11 protein-coding genes are annotated in these 14,387 nt (G+C 64.3%); 3 read left to right on the top strand and 8 right to left on the bottom strand.

Annotation, left to right across the window (positions count from 1 at the left end):
* Positions 1-36: 36 nt before the first annotated feature.
* The 8 genes from iolE to ABSY17_RS08310 all read right to left on the bottom strand — a co-directional run bounded on the left by iolE (position 37) and on the right by ABSY17_RS08310 (position 10,727).
* Positions 37-954 carry a myo-inosose-2 dehydratase gene (gene iolE / locus ABSY17_RS08345; RefSeq protein ID WP_378949151.1) on the bottom strand — a complete coding sequence of 306 codons (918 nt, stop codon included), beginning with the start codon at positions 952-954 and terminating at the stop codon, positions 37-39.
* A gap of 53 nt (positions 955-1,007) precedes the next feature.
* The gene (iolD, locus tag ABSY17_RS08340) at positions 1,008-2,858 is read right to left on the bottom strand and encodes a 3D-(3,5/4)-trihydroxycyclohexane-1,2-dione acylhydrolase (decyclizing) (RefSeq protein WP_378949148.1); all 1,851 of its coding nucleotides are present in this window, start codon (positions 2,856-2,858) and stop codon (positions 1,008-1,010) included.
* Between the two features lie 20 nt (positions 2,859-2,878).
* Complete coding sequence (gene iolC, locus ABSY17_RS08335) at positions 2,879-4,813, bottom strand: 5-dehydro-2-deoxygluconokinase (RefSeq protein WP_378949145.1); 1,935 nt, start codon at positions 4,811-4,813, stop codon at positions 2,879-2,881.
* Positions 4,814-4,912: 99 nt separating this feature from the next.
* Positions 4,913-5,902 carry an inositol 2-dehydrogenase gene (gene iolG / locus ABSY17_RS08330; RefSeq protein ID WP_378949142.1) on the bottom strand — a complete coding sequence of 330 codons (990 nt, stop codon included), beginning with the start codon at positions 5,900-5,902 and terminating at the stop codon, positions 4,913-4,915.
* Between the two features lie 100 nt (positions 5,903-6,002).
* Positions 6,003-7,046 (bottom strand): ABC transporter permease, encoded by a 1,044-nt coding sequence (locus tag ABSY17_RS08325; RefSeq protein ID WP_378949139.1) that lies wholly within the window; start codon positions 7,044-7,046, stop codon positions 6,003-6,005.
* A gap of 33 nt (positions 7,047-7,079) precedes the next feature.
* Positions 7,080-8,618 carry a sugar ABC transporter ATP-binding protein gene (locus ABSY17_RS08320; RefSeq protein WP_378949136.1) on the bottom strand — a complete coding sequence of 513 codons (1,539 nt, stop codon included), beginning with the start codon at positions 8,616-8,618 and terminating at the stop codon, positions 7,080-7,082.
* A 101-nt stretch (positions 8,619-8,719) separates the two neighbouring features.
* Positions 8,720-9,655, bottom strand: coding sequence for a substrate-binding domain-containing protein (locus ABSY17_RS08315; RefSeq protein ID WP_378949133.1), 936 nt, complete (start codon positions 9,653-9,655; stop codon positions 8,720-8,722).
* A 259-nt stretch (positions 9,656-9,914) separates the two neighbouring features.
* The gene (locus tag ABSY17_RS08310; RefSeq protein WP_378949130.1) at positions 9,915-10,727 is read right to left on the bottom strand and encodes a TIM barrel protein; all 813 of its coding nucleotides are present in this window, start codon (positions 10,725-10,727) and stop codon (positions 9,915-9,917) included.
* Between the two features lie 268 nt (positions 10,728-10,995).
* Between ABSY17_RS08310 and ABSY17_RS08305 the strand changes: the two genes are divergently transcribed.
* The 3 genes from ABSY17_RS08305 to ABSY17_RS08295 all read left to right on the top strand — a co-directional run bounded on the left by ABSY17_RS08305 (position 10,996) and on the right by ABSY17_RS08295 (position 14,382).
* Positions 10,996-12,228, top strand: a complete 1,233-nt coding sequence (locus ABSY17_RS08305) for an NAD(P)/FAD-dependent oxidoreductase (RefSeq protein ID WP_378949127.1) — start codon at positions 10,996-10,998, stop codon at positions 12,226-12,228.
* Positions 12,229-12,330: 102 nt separating this feature from the next.
* On the top strand, positions 12,331-13,182 hold the full coding sequence (purU, locus tag ABSY17_RS08300) for a formyltetrahydrofolate deformylase (RefSeq protein WP_378949124.1): 852 nt from the start codon (positions 12,331-12,333) through the stop codon (positions 13,180-13,182).
* Positions 13,183-13,386: 204 nt separating this feature from the next.
* A complete protein-coding gene (locus ABSY17_RS08295; protein ID WP_378949121.1) occupies positions 13,387-14,382 on the top strand; it encodes an aldose epimerase family protein in 996 nt (331 codons plus the stop codon).
* The last annotated feature ends 5 nt before the right edge of the window (positions 14,383-14,387 follow it).

Here is a 14,387-nt window from a genome sequence, read left to right as displayed (position 1 = left end):
ATGGACCATTCCGAAATGCACTTCCGAACTTCGGGGTCAAGCACGAGGGAAGCCTTGCGTTTCGACCGTGTAACCGGCAGCCGTCATTACCCGCATCAACTCCGCGTAGCCGACCTGGGCCATCTTGAGCGGCGGGTTCTTCCTCGGATCCTGCTCGGCCTCGACGACGAACCAGCCCTCATAGCCGTAGTCGGCAAATTTCCGCACGATCGCGCCGAAATCCAACGAACCGTCACCCGGCACGGTGAAGGCGCCGAGCGCTACGGCATCGAGGAAGGACTGTCTGGTCCAGTCGAGTGACTTGATGACCTCCATGCGCACGTCCTTCACATGCACATGGTTGATGCGCTTGTGATGATTGTCGATGGCGCGCAGCACGTCGCCACCGGCGAAGGCGAGATGGCCGGCATCGAGCAACAGCGGAATGCCCTCACCCGAATGCCGCATGAAGGCGTCGAGTTCGTGCTCGAACTGCACCACCGCCGCCATGTGGTGGTGGTAGGAGAGCGGCATGCCCTGCCCGGCGCACCATTCGCCGAACTCGGTCACCTTGCGGGCATAGACCTTCATCTCATCGTCGGACAGAACCGCCTTCGTGGCGAGCGGCTTCGAGCGATCGCCCTGGATCGAGCGGCCGACTTCGCCATAGACGATGCAGGGCGCGTCGACCGCCTTGAACAGCTCGATCATCGGCTGGATGCGGTCCTTGTTCGCGGCCAGGTCCTCGTTGACCAGCGTGCCCGAGAACCAGCCGCCGCACAGCGTGACGTCGGCCTCCTTCAGGATCGGCAGCATCTCCTCCGGCGTGCTGGGAAAACGGCGGCCTTGCTCCATGCCGGTGAAACCCGCCGAGCGCGACTGGCGCAGGCACTCTTCCAGCGACACGTCATCGCTCAGTTCCGCAAGGTCGTCATTCCACCATGCAATGGGGGACATGCCCAGTTTGGCTTTCACTTTTTCTCTCTCCGGTATCCGTTTTCATCTCCCCGGCGGGGAGGGCAAATCGCCTAGTCGCCCACGCGCTGCAGCTTCAGCTTTTCCTCGTAGCCCCTGCGGGCGGCGTTGACCTCGGCGCGCGCGCTTACCTCGGGCACGGCCACGTCCCACCAGTGCCCGCCCTCGCCGGTCGAGACCAGCGGATCGGTATCAATCAGCACGACAGTGGTGCGGTCGCTGTCGCGGGCACGGCCGAGCGCTGCTTCGAGGTCGGCGATGGACGACGCCTTTTCGGCGTTGGCGCCGAGGCTTCTGGCATGGGCCACGAAATCGATCTCGGGCAGCACCTCATGGCGCGCATCGCGCAAAAGGTTGTTGAAGTTGGCCCCGCCGGTCGCCATCTGCAGCCGGTTGATGCAGCCGTAGCCCCTGTTGTCGAGCAACACGATGGTCAGCTTCAGCCCGAGCATCACCGAGGTGGCGATCTCTGAATTGAGCATCAGGTAAGAGCCGTCGCCGATCATGATGACGACCTCCTTGTCGGGCCGCGCCATCTTGGCGCCCAGGCCGCCTGCGATCTCATAGCCCATGCAGGAGAAGCCGTATTCGGAATGGTAGGAACCGGGCGCGCCTGCCTGCCACAGCTTGTGCATCTCGCCGGGCAAGCCGCCGGCCGCATGCAGCACGATGATGTCAGAGCCAAGCGCACGCTGCACCGCGCCGATCACCTGCGCATCCGACGGCAGCGCCACATTGGTCGCCGCCGTGACCTTGGCCGCCGCCTTGCGCCACTCGGCCTTGCCGGCCTTCGCGTTCTCGATCCACGACGCCGGTGCCTTGTAGCCCTTCACCGCAGCTGAAAGCTCGGCCAGCCCTTCGCGCGCATCGGCAACCAGCGGCAGCGCACGGTGCTTGGCGGCATCGAACAGCTGGACATTAAGGCCGATGATGGTCTTCCCAGTGTTCTTGAACAGCGCCCAGGAGCCGGTGGTGAAATCCTGCAGCCGCGTGCCGACCGCCAGCACAACGTCGGCCTCCTCGGCCAGGCGGTTTGCCGCCGAGGTGCCGGTCACGCCGACCGCCGCCATGTTGAGCGCGTGCTCGTCGGTCAGCGAGGATTTTCCACCCTGCGTCTCGCAGACCGGAATACCGGTCGCTTCCACGAAACGGGCAAGCTCCTCCGAGGCGCCGGAATAGAGCACGCCGCCTCCGGCAACGATCAGCGGCTTCTTCGCCGCCTTCAGCGCCTCGGCCGCAGCGGCAAGCTCGTCGCGGTCGGGGAGTGACCGGCGCGGCGTCCAGACCCGCTCGGCAAAGAAGCTCTCGGGATAGTCATAGGCCTCGGCCTGCACGTCCTGGCATAGCGACAGCGTCACCGGCCCGCATTCGGCCGGATCGGTCAGCACCTGCATGGCGCGTGCCATCGCCGGAATGATCTGCTCAGGCCGGGTGATGCGATCGAAATAGCGCGACACCGGACGGAAGCAGTCATTAGCTGAAACCGTGCCGTCACCAAAATCCTCAACCTGCTGCAGCACCGGATCGGGCAGGCGATTGGCAAAGACGTCGCCCGGCAGGAGCAGCACCGGCAGCCGGTTGACATGGGCGAGCGCTGCCGCCGTCACCATGTTGACCGCGCCCGGACCGATGGAGGTCGTCGCCGCCATCATGCGGCGGCGGAAATTGGTCTTGGCGTAAGCGATCGCCGCATGCGCCATCGCCTGCTCGTTGTGCGCGCGATAGGTCGGCAGCTCGTCACGGACCTGATACAGCGCCTCGCCGAGCCCGGCGACGTTGCCGTGGCCGAAGATCGCCCACACACCGCCAAACAGCGGCAGCTTCTCGCCGTCGATGGTCGTCATCTGGCGCGCAAGATACCGCGTCAGCGCCTGCGCCATGGTCAGGCGAATGGTCTTGGTCATGATGAAATCCTCCGCCTTTACTATGCCGCCCGACGGTCCCGCGCGGCAAGCCACGCCTTGGTCAGCTGTTCGAAACGCTGGGCCATGTCGTCGACCGCAGCCTGGTCGGTCATCCGGCCGGCCAGCCACTGTTCCGCCGCATGGGCAAAGATGCTGCGACCCACGGCAAAGCCCTTGACCACCGGCGCGTCGGCAGTGGCGGCGAAGGCCACTTCGAGATCGGCCAGCGGCGCCTCGAGCCCGAGCAGCACCACCCCGCGGCAATAGGGATCGTTGGCGTTGATGACCCTCTCGATGTTCTGCCACGCCGCGGCGGAAGCCTGCGGCTCCAGCTTCCACCAGTCGGGCTTGATGCCAAGCGCGTAGAGTTCCTCCAGCGCGCGGGCGATGGTGTCCTCGCCGAGCTTGCCATGCTTGCCGGCGATGATCTCAATGAGCAATTCCCTGCCAACTTTCCGCGCGGCCTCGAATAGCGTCCGCAACTTCTGCTGCTGCTCGGCCTTGAGTTCGGCCGGATCGTCAGGGTGGTAGAAGCACAGGCACTTGATGCAATGGTCGACCGGCCATTCAACGAGCTGCGAGCCGAGGTCCTGCGAGAACTCGAAGCGCAGCGGCCGCGAGCCCGGCAGCTCCACCGGCCGCCCCATCCACGAGAAGGGATGGCGGGCAAACTCGAACATCGCCTCGCGGCCATGCTTCTCGTCGATCAACATACCGTAGCCGTCGCGGCCACCAGCGACCTTGGCCGCAGCCTTTACCGCCAGCACCTTGAAGTCGCGGATGCGCGCCGGATCTGCGCCTGTGCGGGTTGCAATGTCCTCGAACTGGAGGCGATGGTCGCAGGCCAGCGTCATCATCAAGGGTATGTCGCGGCGGCGCGTCGTCGCCCAGTGGACGTGGTTGATCGCCTCGTCCTTGCGCAGCGCGCGATGCTTGCTGCCGTTGTTGAGGAAGAACTGCAATTCCTCGAAGGTGGGGATCTCAGGCGAGCACAGGAGCCGCGACACCGCAAAGGCACCGCAGGCATTGGCCCAGGTCGCTGATGTCTGGAGCGTTTCGCCCCCAAGCCACCCGCGCAAGAAACCCGACATGAAGGCGTCGCCCGCACCCAGCACATTGTAGACCTCGATCGGAAAACCCTTGCCGACGATGCCGGCCTCAAGGTCGTCTGAAATCGGCCCGTCATAGACGATGCAGCCCATGGGTCCGCGCTTGAGCACGATGGTGGCCGACGACAGCGCGCGGATCGTCTTCAGCGCGGCGAGCAGTTCGCCTTCGCCCGAAGCGATCATCACCTCTTCCTCGGTGCCGACGATCAGGTCGCAATCGGCGAGCACGCTCCTGAGATGATTGGAGACGGCATCCGAGGCGATGTAGCGGCTTTCGCCCGCCGCGTGCCCAGCAAGGCCCCAGAGGTTCGGCCGGTAGTCGATGTCGAACACCACCTTGCCGCCGGCCTCCTTGATCAGCCGCATCGCCTTGCGCTGGGCGGCATCGGTGGTCGGCCGCGAGAAATGCGTGCCGGTAACGACGATGGCGCGCGCCGAGCGGATGAAATCCGGGTCGACGTCGTCTTCGCAAAGCGCCATGTCGGCGCAGTTCTCGCGGTAGAAGATCAGCGGGAACGTCTTGTCGTTCTCGACCGACAAGAGCACCAGCGCCGTCAGCCGCTCGCTGTCGGTCACGAGGCCCTGGTCGGACACGCCCTCGCGCAGCATCTGCTCCCGAATATAGCGGCCCATATGCTCGTCGCCGACGCGCGTCAAAAGGGCCGAGCGCAGCCCGAGCCGCGCTGTGCCGATGGCAATGTTGGCCGGGCAGCCGCCGACCGACTTGGCGAAGGACGCGACATCCTCCAGCCGCGAGCCGGTCTGCTGACCATAGAGGTCGACCGACGCGCGGCCGATGGTGATGACGTCGAGCAGCAGTGTGTGCTGGTTCTGGGGATCGGCCATATCGTTCCTCCCGGTCGCTCCGCCGCGCCGGCCTTTCGTTTTCTTGCCCGCTGGCGCATCGCCTCCCGAGCCCGGGATGGCGATGCCCTGCAGACAGCCCTACAGGCGAACCGTCTTGCCTTCCTTGGCCGACTTCAGCGCGGCATCCGCCAGTTGCAGCGCGACCAGCCCGTCCTTGCCGTCAGGCGAAACCTTGGCGCCCTTGGTCACCGAGGCTATGAAGGCCGCGATCTCGGCGGCATAGGCTTCGGTGTAGCGGGTCATGAAGAAGTCGTGCAGCGGCGGGCGGGTGTAGCCCATCGCGTTCGCCACCTCGATCGACACGGCGCGCTGGTTCTCCGCCGCGACCATGCCATCAGAGCCGTGCACCTCGATGCGCTGGTCGTAGCCATAGGTGGCGCGGCGCGAATTGGAAATGACGCACTGCCGGCCGCTGGCGGTCTCCAAAATGACGCTGACGGTATCATAGTCGCCGAGTTCGCCGATCTTCTTGTCGACCAGCACCGAGGCCGACGCCGTCACCGCCACCGGCTCCTCGCCGAGCAGGAAACGCGCCATGTCGAAGTCGTGGATGGTCATGTCGCGGAAGATGCCGCCCGAACGGGTGATGTATTCGGCCGGCGGCGGGCCCGGATCGCGCGAGGTAATCACCACCTGCTCGACCTTGCCGATGGCCCCGTCGTCGATCGCCTTGCGAACGGCGGCGAAATGCGGATCGAAGCGGCGGTTGAAGCCGACCATCAGCGTGCCGCCTGCCTTCTCGACCACCGCCAGGCACTTCTCGACACGGGTGGCGTCGAGGTCGATAGGCTTTTCGCAGAACACAGCCTTGCCGGCGAGCACGAAGCGCTCGATCAGGTCAGCATGGGTGTCGGTCGGCGTGCAGATCACCACCGCGTCGATATCAGCAGCCTTCTCGATCTGGTCGATGGAGCGAATCTCGCAGCCATAGCTTGCTGCGAGATCGTTCGCTGCCTTTTCGAAGGCATCCGCCACCGCCACGAGCTTGGCCTGCGGATTGGACGCCACCGCCTTGGCGTGAACCTTGCCGATGCGGCCTGCGCCGAGGACTGCAAAGCGAACTGTCATGACAACCTCATTTCATTGACCCGCGCCGTCCGGGCCGAAACTTCACGATGGGAGGAGTTGCGAATCGCCCGCGACGGGGATCGGACGGTTCGTTGTTGGTTCAAACCTTCTTGCGTCGGTTCTGGCGGTGCTGGTCGATGATCACGGCCGTCACGATGATGATGCCCTTGACGATTTCCTGATAGTAGGCACCGACCTTGAGGAAGGTGAAGCCGGAAGTCATCACGCCAAGGATGATGGTGCCGATCACCGTGCCCGAGATGCGGCCGACACCGCCCGACAGCGAGGTGCCGCCGATGACCGCCGCCGCGATCGCGTCGAGTTCGTAGGCCACGCCCATGCCCGGCTGCCCCGAGGCGGCGCGCGCCGCCGTCACCACGCCGGCGAGGCCCGAGAGCAGGCCGGCGATGGCGTAAACCTTGATCAGATGGCCGCCGATATTGATGCCCGAGACGCGTGCCGCCTGCGGATTGGCGCCGATGGCATAGGTGAACTTGCCGTAGCGGGTGTAGCCGAGCGCGATGTGAAAGATGACCGCCACGACCAGGAAGATGATCACCGGCAGCGGCAGCGGGAAGCCCAGGATGTTGAAGCTCTTGCCGAACCAGGTGAAGCTATCGTCCAGCAGAGCCACCGGCTGGCCGAGCGTGTACCACTTGGCGAGACCACGCGCCGACACCATCATGCCGAGCGTGGCAATGAACGGCGGTATCTTCGTTCTCGCCACCAGTGTGCCGTTGATCGCGCCGGCAATCAGCCCGACGGCGAGACCCGCGAGGATCGCCCAGATCGGCGAGATGTCGGTCAGCGACGGATAGACCGCGCGTGGATTGGCCGCCGTCTGGGCGAGGCTTGCCGCCACCATGGCGGACAGACCGACGACCGAGCCCGACGACAAGTCGACGCCCCCAGTGATGATGACCTGGGTGACGCCGACCGCGATGATGCCGATCACCGAAACCTGCAGGATGATGATCGACAGGCGCTGCTTGTTGGCCAGAAAGCTGTCGCCGACGAAGATCCAGCCGAGGATCTCGAATACAATGGCGATGCCGATCAGCACGCCCAGGATCGAGACCTCCGGCGGCAGGCGCTTCTTGCTGCCTATGACGCTTGCGGATCCCGCTATCTCGTTCGTCGACATGGTTCTTCCACCCTGTAAACTTGTTGGCGTCGATCAGTGCGACGCGAGTTCCATGATCTTGACCTGGCTGGCCTCCGCCCGGTCCAGGAAGCCGGTCACCCGGCCCTCGTGAACCACCATGATGCGGTCGCTCATGCCCAGAACCTCGGGCATCTCCGACGAGATCATGATCACCGCGACGCCCTCCCCGGCGAGCTGGGAGATCAGCCGGTGGATCTCGGCCTTGGCGCCGACGTCGATGCCGCGCGTTGGTTCGTCGAGGATCAGGATCTTCGGCTTGGTCAGCAGCCAGCGGCCGATCAGCACCTTCTGCTGGTTGCCGCCGGACAGGTTGATGATCGGCTCGGCCATGTCGGGTGTCTTCACCCGCAATGCAGCACTGATGTCCATCGAATCCCTGGCCAGTTGCTTCTGCTGGACAAAGCCGTTCTTGACGTAGCCAGACTGCAGCACCGCGATCTGGGTGTTTTCCTGGATGTCGAGCAGGAGGAAGCAGCCGGTTTCCTTGCGGTCCTCGGTGAGGAACGCCATGCCATGGCTCATGGCGGTCGCAGGACTGTCGACGCGCACCGGCTTGCCGAACAGTTCGATGCTGCCGGCATCCGCCGGTGTGACGCCAAAGATCGTCTCGGCGATGTTGGAGCGGCCCGAGCCGACCAGCCCGGCAATGCCGAGGATTTCGCCCGAGCGCAGGTCGAACGACACGTCGTTGAACACACCATCGAGCGAAAGCCCCCTGGCCGAGAGCACGACGTCGCCAATCGGCACCTCTTCCTTCGGGAACATCTGGGTGATTTCGCGCCCGACCATCATCTTGATGATGTCGTCGCGCGTCACCTCATGCGAGGACTTGGTGGCGATGTACTTGCCGTCGCGAAACACCGAACACTCGTCGGCGATCTCGAACAGCTCATTCATCTTGTGGGTGATGTAGATGATGCCTTTGCCTTCGGCCTTCAGGCGGCGGATGATGGTGAACAGGTGCTCGACCTCGCGCTCGGTCAGGGCCGAAGTCGGCTCGTCCATGATCAGCACGTCGGATTCGTAGGACACCGCCTTGGCGATCTCGACCATCTGGCGGTTGGCGACGCTGAGCGTGCCGACCTGCACGTCCGGGTCGATGTCGATGTTGAGGCGCTTGAACAGTTCGGCCGTCTTTCGGTGCATCGCGGCGTGGTCGACGAAGCCGAAACGCGTCGTCGGCTCGCGGCGGATCCAGATGTTCTCGGCCACCGTCATCGGCGCCATCAGGTTCAGTTCCTGGTGGATCATGGCGATGCCGTGCTCGAGCGCGTCGAGCGGACCTTTCAGCCGGATGTCCTTGCCGCGCAGTCGGAAGCTGCCGGAATCGGGTGTGTAGATGCCGGCAACGATCTTCATCAGCGTCGACTTGCCGGCGCCGTTCTCGCCCATCAGCGCATGCACGCTGCCCCGCTTCAGCCTGAGCTGTACGTTGTCGAGCGCCAGAACGCCGGGAAATTCCTTGCGGACGTTCTCGACCTCGAGAATGTAGCCATTATCAGGCTCGGCGACGATTTCGCGCGCAGCCTCCGGCGCTGCAGGGCTCTGCATACCGCTCAGTCCTCCCAGACCCGGTTCAGGCGGCGATGGGATCATATCACGACGCAGGAAGCGCCGCCTCAATCGGGCAGCGCTTCCCGGCGAAACGATCGTCAGTTCTTCGCCGTGTACTTGTCCATGTTGGCCGGGGTGACCAGCTCGAACGGAACCCAGACCGGCGAGGCCACGGCTTCGCCCTTGGCGAGCTTCATGGCCGTGTCGACGGCCCCGCCGCCCTGCGCCGCCGCGTTCTGGAACACGGTGACGTCGAGGTCGCCGGCCTTCATGTAGGCAAGCGCTTCCTGGGTCGCGTCGACGCCGGCAACGATCACGTCCTTCATGTCCCAACCGGCCGCCTTCATCGCGTTGACGGCGCCGATCGCCATGTTGTCATTGTTGGAAATGACGGCGTCGGGCTTGTGCCCGGCGGCGATCCAGTTGGTCATCAGGTCCTGCGCCTTGACCGGATCCCAGCCTGCTGTCTGCTCGTCGATGACGTTGAGCTTGACGCCGCATTCACTGCCGGCGTTCACGTCATGGATGTCCTTGGTGCGCATGACGGCAGCCTGGTTGGCGAGGTCACCCACCATGATCAGGATGCCCGCCTCGGTCTTGCCGGCTTCCTTGAGCATGCGGCAGACCTCCTTGGTCTCGAGCGTACCGGAATCGACCTCGTTCGAACCGACGAAAGCGCCCTTGCCGAGCTTGTCCATGTCGATCGGCTGGCGATTGACGTAAACAATCGGGATGCCTGCGTCGTTGGCGAGCTTGGTCATCGGCGCGGTGGCCGACGTGTCGACCGGGTTGACGATCACCGCGTCGACCTTGGCGGCGATGAAGTTCTGCACCTGGCTGAGCTGCTTGTTGACGTCGTCGTCGGCGATCTCGATGACGACCGGCTGGCTGGCACCGGCCGCCGCCTTTTCAATGCCCTGGCGCAGGACGGTCAGGAAGGTGTCGGAATTGGCCATGCTGACGCCGATGTCGCCGGCAAACGCCGATCCGGTCATCAACGCCGACAGCGCGGCGCCGAGCAGATATTTCTTCATGATTACTCTCCTCCACGATGGTGCCCGGCTGCACCCCACAGTACCGGAAGCCCGCGGCTGCGCCGAAGGCCTATATCCACGGATGGCACCATCGCTCCTCCGCGATGTCGGTGTGCCGCCCGTCTCCCGAGTGATCCGGCCCAATACAGAATGTTCGGGCCGTGATTTTTATAGATGAAATTTTTATTCCATATGCAGGGTCAGCGTCAAGGGATATTCCGTTTAACGGCTGCTAAATGCCGCCAAGGCCGCCCGGCAGTCACAAACGCGAGCGGATGAAATCCATGCTTGCGGCGAGCGCGACCACTGGATCGGCAAGACCATGTACATCGGGCGCGAACGGCTCGAACGAGAGCGGCCCGGCATAGCCGCCCGCAACAAGCGCGCGGATCTGGCCGACATTGTCGAGCCGGTCGCCGGCATCGACCAGAACGCGGTGCGGGTCGCGCATGTCGGACACGCGCAGGGCCGGATCGTCGACGCCCGAGATGTGCACCATGCCGGTCATCTCAGGGAAAAGCTCCGACTCGCCTGCGAGGTGATGATGGAACGTGTCGTGGACCATCCTGAACGTGGCAGTTCCGTCGATAGCGGTGATCGCCTCGACCGCCTCACGCTTGGAACGCAGCGAGCAGATCTCGAAGCCGAGCGGCTCGACCAGACCGGTGATCCCGCGATCCGACAGGATGGGCTTCAGTGCCGAAAGTGCGGTCCTGAGATTGCGCTGGCGCTCGCCGTCGCCCTGCCCCGAGCCGTCATTGACCGGCACCAGCACCAGGGCCCGGGCACCGACATCGCGCGCATAGTCGGCGAGTTCGACTGCTTCCGCCTGCCGTGCGTCATTCCACTCGTTGAAGCGCTGCAGCGCATTGATGCTCGCGATGGATATTCCATTTTCGACTGCAAGCGCCCTGACCACAGCCGCCGGCGTCCCGTCCACGATGGCATTGCCGGCAAGATCGTTACGGATTTCGACGTCCCGGACGCCCAGCTTGCGGCTCAGCGCGAAGAAATCGCCGGGCGAAAGCGTGGGCGCCGCCATGTGGTTGAGCGCGAAATTGAGAGCGGGCATCGGCAGGTCTCCTCCTCAAGTCAATCCAATTCAGAACATACATTCCAAATTTCTGGACGTCGCTATACGCCGTTCCACACCATCCAGTCAAAGCCGCGCTGCGCCCGAATTGTTGCCCATGAAAGTTATCCATCTGCCCCGCCCCTGACAGCGCTTTCGGATTCCGCGCGCACCGGAAACCAGAGAACCTACTTGCTGTCGCTGTCCTGGAATGACAAACCGGCAGAGTCGAAGCCGGAAAGGTCTTCATCGAGTTGGGCAGAAATCCATGACAGCGGGAATGGTCATCATCGGGGCCGGAGAATGCGGCGCGCGCGCGGCCTTCGCCCTGCGCGAAGCCGGTTACGATGGCAAAGTCACGCTGGTCGGCGCAGAGACGCACCTGCCCTATGAGCGGCCGCCGCTATCCAAGGAGGCGATGACCAGCGAACAGGCGCCGGCCATCAAGGCCATCGCGGATGCGGCAAGGCTCGCCGAGCACCGCATCGACCTGCTTGGCTCGACCTCCGCGACCTCGATCGACCGCGCTAACCGGTCCGTTCGCCTCGCCAATTCTACCGATATCGCCTACGACAAGCTGCTGATCGCAACAGGTTCCGTCCCGCGCAAGCTGCCGATGCCGGGCCCGGGAGCACGCTGCGTCTATCTGCGCACCTTCGACGACGCGCTCGCCATCCGCGCCCATCTACGCGAAGGCAGTCGCATCGCCATTGTCGGCGGCGGCTTCATCGGCCTTGAACTCGCCGCCTCCGCCCGCAAGCTCGGTGCATCGGTCACGGTCCTCGAAGCCCAGCCGCGCATCCTCATGCGCGGCGTGCCGGCGGAAATCGCCGAGGTGGTTCACGCCACCCACCGCAACCAGGGCGTCGACATCATCTGCAACGACGGCATCGCTGCGATCGAGGACAGCGGCACCAACGTCCGCATCGCGCTTACAAGCGGCAAGCAGGTTGCGGCCGACCTCGTCATCATCGGCATCGGCGCAGTTCCCGTCACTGGCCTTGCCGAGAACGCCGGCCTCGCGCTCGACAACGGAATTGCGGTCGACGCCCAGTTGCGCACCTCCGACCCGCACATCTTCGCCGCCGGAGACTGCTGCTCGTTCCCGCTCGCCATCTATGACGGCCGCCGCGTGCGGTTGGAGGCCTGGCGCAGCGCCCAGGAACACGGCGCGCTCGCCGCACGCAACATGCTCGGCGCCGAAGAGGCGCATGCAAGCGTGCCGTGGTTCTGGTCCGACCAGTACGGGCTCACCCTGCAGATCGCCGGCCTACCCGACGAGGGCGAGACGACGGTTTGCCGCGACGTCGCCGACGACGCCTTCATCCTGTTCCACCTCAAGGGCGACGGCCGTCTGATCGCCGCTAGCGGCATCGGTCCGGACAATGCGGTTGCCCGCGACATCCGTCTCGCCGAGATGCTGATTGCGAAATCAGCGCGGCCCGATCCGCAGGCACTGGCCTCGGCTTCGATCAAGCTCAAGAGCCTGCTCGCAATATAAGCTGCGCCTTTGGGCTGACATGCCGTTGCGTTGGTACTAGATCATTCGAGCGCGCTGCGGATTCGATCTCGCGGACGCAAACGAGCAACATACGGAAATGCCATGTCGGAACGAAACTATGTGCTGTCGCTGTCCTGCGACGACAAACCGGGAATAGTCGCCGCCGTCACCACCGAGCTCGCGGCAATCGGCGCCAACATTGCCGAAAGCAGCCAGTTCTGGGACCGTCAGAGCAACCGTTTCTTCATGCGTATCGCCTTTGCGGCACCCGAGCGACTGGCACGCGAAGACATCGAGCGCTCGCTCAAATCGCCGATCGACCGTTTCGGCATGAAGACCGCGCTGGCCGACCAGGCCCGCAAGCCGAAGATCATCATCATGGTGTCCAAGTTCGACCACGCCATGCTGCATCTTCTCTACCAGATCCGCGTCGGCTGGCTGAACGCCGAGGTGGCGGCCATCGTCTCCAACCATGAGGACAGCCGCCGCACCGCCGAGATCGAGAACATCCCCTATCATTGCTGGCCGGTCGGCAAGGACAACAAGGCCGAGCAGGAGGCCAAGCTGCTTGCGCTGGTCAACGAGACCGGCGCCGAGCTGGTCATCCTTGCCCGCTACATGCAGGTATTCTCCGACAGCCTGTCGAAGCGGCTGTATGGCCGCGCCATCAACATCCACCACTCCTTCCTGCCGAGTTTCAAAGGCGCCAAGCCCTACCACCAGGCGCATGAACGCGGCGTCAAGCTGATCGGCGCCACCGCCCACTACGTCACTTCAGACCTCGACGAAGGCCCGATCATCGAACAGGAGACCGAGCGCGTCACCCATGCCATGAGCGCGGAGGACTTCGTGGCCGCCGGCCGCGACATCGAAAGCCGGGTGCTTGCACGCGCCGTGAAGTACCATCTGGAATCCCGCGTGGTCATCAACGGCCACAGGACGGTCGTGTTTTAAACCTTTCCGCACTGGCGTCTGGCCGGCAGTGATGACACTGTTTCCCGCCCGCTAGTGCATGACCCCGAAAATCGAAATCGATTTTCGGAAAGGATCATGCACAAATTCAAAGTGTTACAGCGTTCTTTGCGCATCCAGAAGGACGCGCGGCGCTGTAACCGGGCGTTAGGGAGTGTGAAAATGCCGGTCCGCGAGTTCGGGAAAATGCCAGGTGGATCGGCGGTCGAGGCCATCTCGATCTCGGCCGACGGCCTCAAGGCCACGGTGCTCACCTTCGGCGCGACGCTCGCCGACCTGATCGTTGCAACACCTGCCGGCCCGCGCTCTGTCATCCTCGGCTTCGACGATCTCGACAGCTACCTCGGCCATGGCGGCTATTTCGGCGCCATCGCCGGCCGCTGCGCCAATCGCATCGCCGACGGACGCTTTTCGCTCGATGGGCGTGTCTACCAGCTCTACCTCAACGAGGCCGGCCGCACCCATCTCCACGGAGGATCGGACGGCTTCTTCCGCCGCAACTGGACGATCGTCGACAGCAACCAGAGCTCGGTCCTGCTTGGCCTGACCTCGTCCGACGGCGACCAGGGCTATCCCGGCAAGGTTGTTGCTACTTGCCGCTACTCGCTTGATGCCCACCGTTTGCGCATTGCGCTCGGAGCCCGCACCGACGCGCCCACCCTGGTCAACCTCGCACCCCATGCCTATTTCAATCTCGACGGCTCAGGCTCGATCCTCGACCACCGGCTAAAGATCGCCGCCGAGGCCTACACCCCGGTCGACGCCCAGAACATCCCGACCGGCGAGGTGCTGGCGGTGGACGGCGGCGACTTCGATTTCCGCGAGTTGCGCGCCGTGCGCAACGAGCCCGACGGCGACCATCGGCCCTACGACCACAATTTCGTGCTTGCCATGCAGCCCGCGCCCGAGCCGTGGCACGCTGCCCGCCTTGAAGGCCCGCGCTCCGGCATCCGGCTCGATCTCTGGACTACCGAACCCGGCCTGCAGTTCTACGACGGCGTTCATCTGCCGGTCACCCCGCCGCTGCGCGGGGGCATCGCACCCGTCCGCCACGGTGGGCTGTGCCTTGAGCCCCAGCGCTTTCCCGACGCCATCCACCACCCGCATTTCCCAAGCGCCGTGCTGCGGCCCGGCGAGGTCTACTCGCAGGTCACCGAATATCGGTTTTCGACTGTCGAGTAAGCCAG

This window comes from Mesorhizobium sp. ANAO-SY3R2 (assembly GCF_042466635.1).
In the GTDB taxonomy this organism is placed as follows: Bacteria; Pseudomonadota; Alphaproteobacteria; order Rhizobiales; family Rhizobiaceae; genus Aminobacter.
This window is presented reverse-complemented; position numbering and strand designations above follow the sequence as displayed.